At 41.7% G+C, this 3,422-nt stretch carries 3 protein-coding genes; all 3 read right to left on the reverse strand.

Annotated features, from left to right (window positions below):
- Positions 1-125 precede the first annotated feature (125 nt).
- The 3 genes from CAG69_RS08060 to tviB all read right to left on the reverse strand — a co-directional run bounded on the left by CAG69_RS08060 (position 126) and on the right by tviB (position 2,918).
- A complete protein-coding gene (locus tag CAG69_RS08060) occupies positions 126-1,154 on the reverse strand; it encodes an NAD-dependent epimerase/dehydratase family protein (protein ID WP_161443608.1) in 1,029 nt (342 codons plus the stop codon).
- Between the two features lie 65 nt (positions 1,155-1,219).
- Positions 1,220-1,594 carry a four helix bundle protein gene (locus CAG69_RS08065; RefSeq protein WP_161443611.1) on the reverse strand — a complete coding sequence of 125 codons (375 nt, stop codon included), beginning with the start codon at positions 1,592-1,594 and terminating at the stop codon, positions 1,220-1,222.
- A 43-nt stretch (positions 1,595-1,637) separates the two neighbouring features.
- Positions 1,638-2,918 carry a Vi polysaccharide biosynthesis UDP-N-acetylglucosamine C-6 dehydrogenase TviB gene (gene tviB / locus CAG69_RS08070; RefSeq protein ID WP_161443613.1) on the reverse strand — a complete coding sequence of 427 codons (1,281 nt, stop codon included), beginning with the start codon at positions 2,916-2,918 and terminating at the stop codon, positions 1,638-1,640.
- Positions 2,919-3,422 lie beyond the last annotated feature (504 nt).

The raw sequence follows: 3,422 nt of genomic DNA on the forward strand, positions 1-3,422 counted from the left end.
TCTCTAAACCAATAACCCTGATCAGATAAGGAGTGATTAACAGTGGTATAAAAAGATCAATTCCTTTAGCAATAAACAGATAGGCAGAATTCTTTATTGATTGCTTTACTGAGCTTACATTCACTTTAATAATTTCTCAACCAACCAAGATACCACGACGTGCTCTTTTTAATACCTTCTAATATGCAAAACTGTGGCTTGTAAAACAGTTTGGTTTGTCCTTTAAATATACAAGCCTGTGAATGCCTCACATCCCCAGCACGAAAACCACGATACTTAGGTTCAGCGTCTACCAGAACACCATTTTTGTTTAGCGCATTTTTTATTGCATAATACAGATCATTTAATGTTGTTCTATCACCAACCGCTACGTTATAGACTTCGTCTTTTGCGTCTTCTTCTGCCGTTGCTGCTAACAGGTTCATTTGAACTACGTTATCGATGTAGCAAAAATCTCGGCTTGTCTCACCATCACCGTTAATGTAGACATCTTCGCCATTGATCATTGCCGCTGTCCATTTCGGAATTACTGCAGCGTAAGCGCCGTTTGGATCTTGTCGGCGACCAAATACATTGAAATAACGAAGACCTATCGTTTTAAAACCGTAAGTACGGGCGTATACACCAGCATAAAGCTCATTTACGTATTTAGTGACTGCATAAGGAGAAAGCGGGTTACCAATATTTTCTTCCACTTTTGGCAATGCTGGATGGTCACCGTATGTCGAGCTGCTTGCAGCATAAGTAAAGCTGCTTACCCCTTCTTCTTTTGCGGCATCCAACATATTTAAGAAGCCGGTGATGTTCGCTGCGTTTGTCGTTAGTGGATCAGCGATAGAGCGTGGTACAGAACCGAGTGCTGCTTGGTGTAGTACGTAATCAACACCTATTACGGCTTGTTGGCACGTTTTCGGCTCACGGATGTCTCCTTCAATAAAGGTAAAACGGTCCCACTGTGCTTCACTTACTAGGCCTTTTACTTCATCTAAGTTGTGTTGATGGCCTGTCGCGAAGTTATCTAAACCCACTACGGTTTGATCAAGCTTGAGTAGTTTTTCCAGTAGGTTTGAGCCAATAAAGCCCGCAACACCCGTTACTAACCACGTCTTTGGTGATTCAACTAGTTCTTGTTGGATTTGTTCGTATTTGGTCATTGTGTTTTCCGTGTGGGGAAGGTCTAGGGTCTAGGGTCTAGGGTCTAGGGTCTAGGGTCTAGGGTCTAGGAAACATAATCTCCCTTTTCTTCCCTAACAAAACCTTTCCGGATTTTAATCAAAGCGGCAATCATTGCTGCTATCTCTTTGCATTCTGCAACAATGAATAAGCCACTTTCTTTATCGATGTAACCTATATCGATGCCAATATAGGTTTGCGTAAGGAGTTCACCTAACGAGCCTTTTGCGTAATAGAGAAATCTTGATTCTTCTTTCGCAGTTTCTCTTTCAAGACCTTCTGCGATATTAAAGGGAACAGATAAAGCTGATCGCGTTATTTGATCTTTAAAGCCATAATCTTGGCAATCTCGCATGAGTTTATAGACGTTACTCGCCAAACGTGATGAACGCTTCCAAACGTCTAATTGCTCGAATTTCATGGCTCGGCTCTGAGGTTATAGCTTCTAGGCCCTAGGACCTTCCTTACAAACGCATATCTACGCTTTCTTTATCTAGAACGTATTTCAGGTCGTACAATACATGTTCTGGTTTACCCAAAGTACGAATTTTCTCGACACCCATTTCTTTAAATTCGTTATGAGAGACCGCCATGATGATCGCGTCGTAATGACCTTGCTTTTCTTTTTCGCAAAGCGTTAAGCCATATTCATGCTGCGCTTCATCATTTGAACACCAAGGGTCCATAACATCGACGTTGATGTTGTACTCTTTTAGCTCAGAAATAATATCCACCACTTTGGTATTACGAAGGTCCGGGCAGTTTTCTTTAAATGTTAGGCCCATCACAAGTACGTTTGCGCCTTCTACGTGAATACGTTTTTTCAGCATTTTTTTCACCAACTGAGAAACAACGTATTGCCCCATACCATCGTTTAGGCGTCGGCCAGCCAAAATCATTTCAGGATGGTAGCCTACTGCTTGCGCTTTATGCGTTAGGTAGTAAGGGTCAACACCAATACAGTGACCACCGACCAAGCCTGGACGGAATGCTAAGAAGTTCCATTTGGTGCCCGCTGCTTCTAATACTTCCAGTGTATCAATACCCAGCTTGTTGAAGATGATGGATAGCTCGTTGATTAATGCAATGTTTACATCACGCTGAGTATTTTCAATGACTTTGGCAGCTTCAGCTACTTTAATTGATGACGCTTTGTGTGTGCCTGCAGTGATGATGGTTTTGTAAAGTTGGTCGACGAACTCTGCCACTTCTGGCGTTGAGCCACTTGTTACTTTAAGAATGTTCGTAACTCGGTGTTCTTTATCACCTGGGTTGATTCGCTCTGGAGAGTAGCCTGCGAAAAAGTCTTGGTTAAACTTAAGGCCAGAAACACGCTCAACAACCGGAATGCAATCTTCTTCTGTTGCACCTGGGTATACGGTTGATTCATAAACGATGATATCACCCTGATTGACTACTGTACCCAATGCTTCTGAAGCTTTAATAAGAGGCGTTAAATCCGGTTGTTTGTGTTCGTCAATTGGGGTAGGAACAGTAACAATGTAAACATTGCATTCTTTGAGTTCTTGAAGAGAGGAAGTGTAAGAAAGGTATTTTGCTTCTGCTAATTCATTATCGCTGCATTCTAATGTGCTATCACGTCCGGCAGAGAGTTCATCGATACGGGCTTGATTGATATCGAAGCCAATCGTTGGTGATTTTTTGCCGAATTCCACTGCAAGTGGTAGCCCAACGTAACCTAAGCCAATAATGCCAACTCTGGCGTTTTCTAATGAAAAGTTCATTTTTAGTTCCTAGCAAGTTTAGATTTTAGAACGTCTTTGGTTATGGTTCGTGAAGGTTACCAAAGACGTAGATAGACTAAGGACGCTCAAGGCATCCTTAAAAACTCTTAATACTTGTTAGAGTGATTTGTATTCGAATAGCGAATATAGATGTTTTAGGCATGCCGTAGACACGTTGATATGGCACATGAGTATATGTGCAACGAGAACGCGCTACGGAACTAGATACATGAATGGTATATAGAAGGGAGAAACCTTATGCCTAGCCAATTATCACTCAAAAACTGCCATCGCAGCTTTGAATTGTCCCTCTGACGTTATGGGACATTTAGTTAATTATTTGTTTAAGCGCACTTTTTATAAAAGCCGACCTTGCCAGAAATGCAACAGTGTGCTTAATTGTATTTATTGTCTGGCGACATTTTTATGTCACTTGGAGAACTTTTTTTGCTTTTTGGCACGCTACCGCCCTTAGGTCTGGCTCCTAAAGGCAATGCATTTGTT

Source organism: Vibrio sp. V43_P6S15P86 (genome assembly GCF_009904725.1).
Taxonomy (GTDB): domain Bacteria; phylum Pseudomonadota; class Gammaproteobacteria; order Enterobacterales; family Vibrionaceae; genus Vibrio; species Vibrio diabolicus.

Coding starts and splice junctions, on each gene's coding strand:
- tviB (WP_161443613.1), bottom strand. CDS start 2,918: ATGAACTTTTCATTAGAAAACGCCAGAGTTGGCATTATTGGCTTAGGT.
- CAG69_RS08060 (WP_161443608.1), bottom strand. CDS start 1,154: ATGACCAAATACGAACAAATCCAACAAGAACTAGTTGAATCACCAAAG.
- CAG69_RS08065 (WP_161443611.1), bottom strand. CDS start 1,594: ATGAAATTCGAGCAATTAGACGTTTGGAAGCGTTCATCACGTTTGGCG.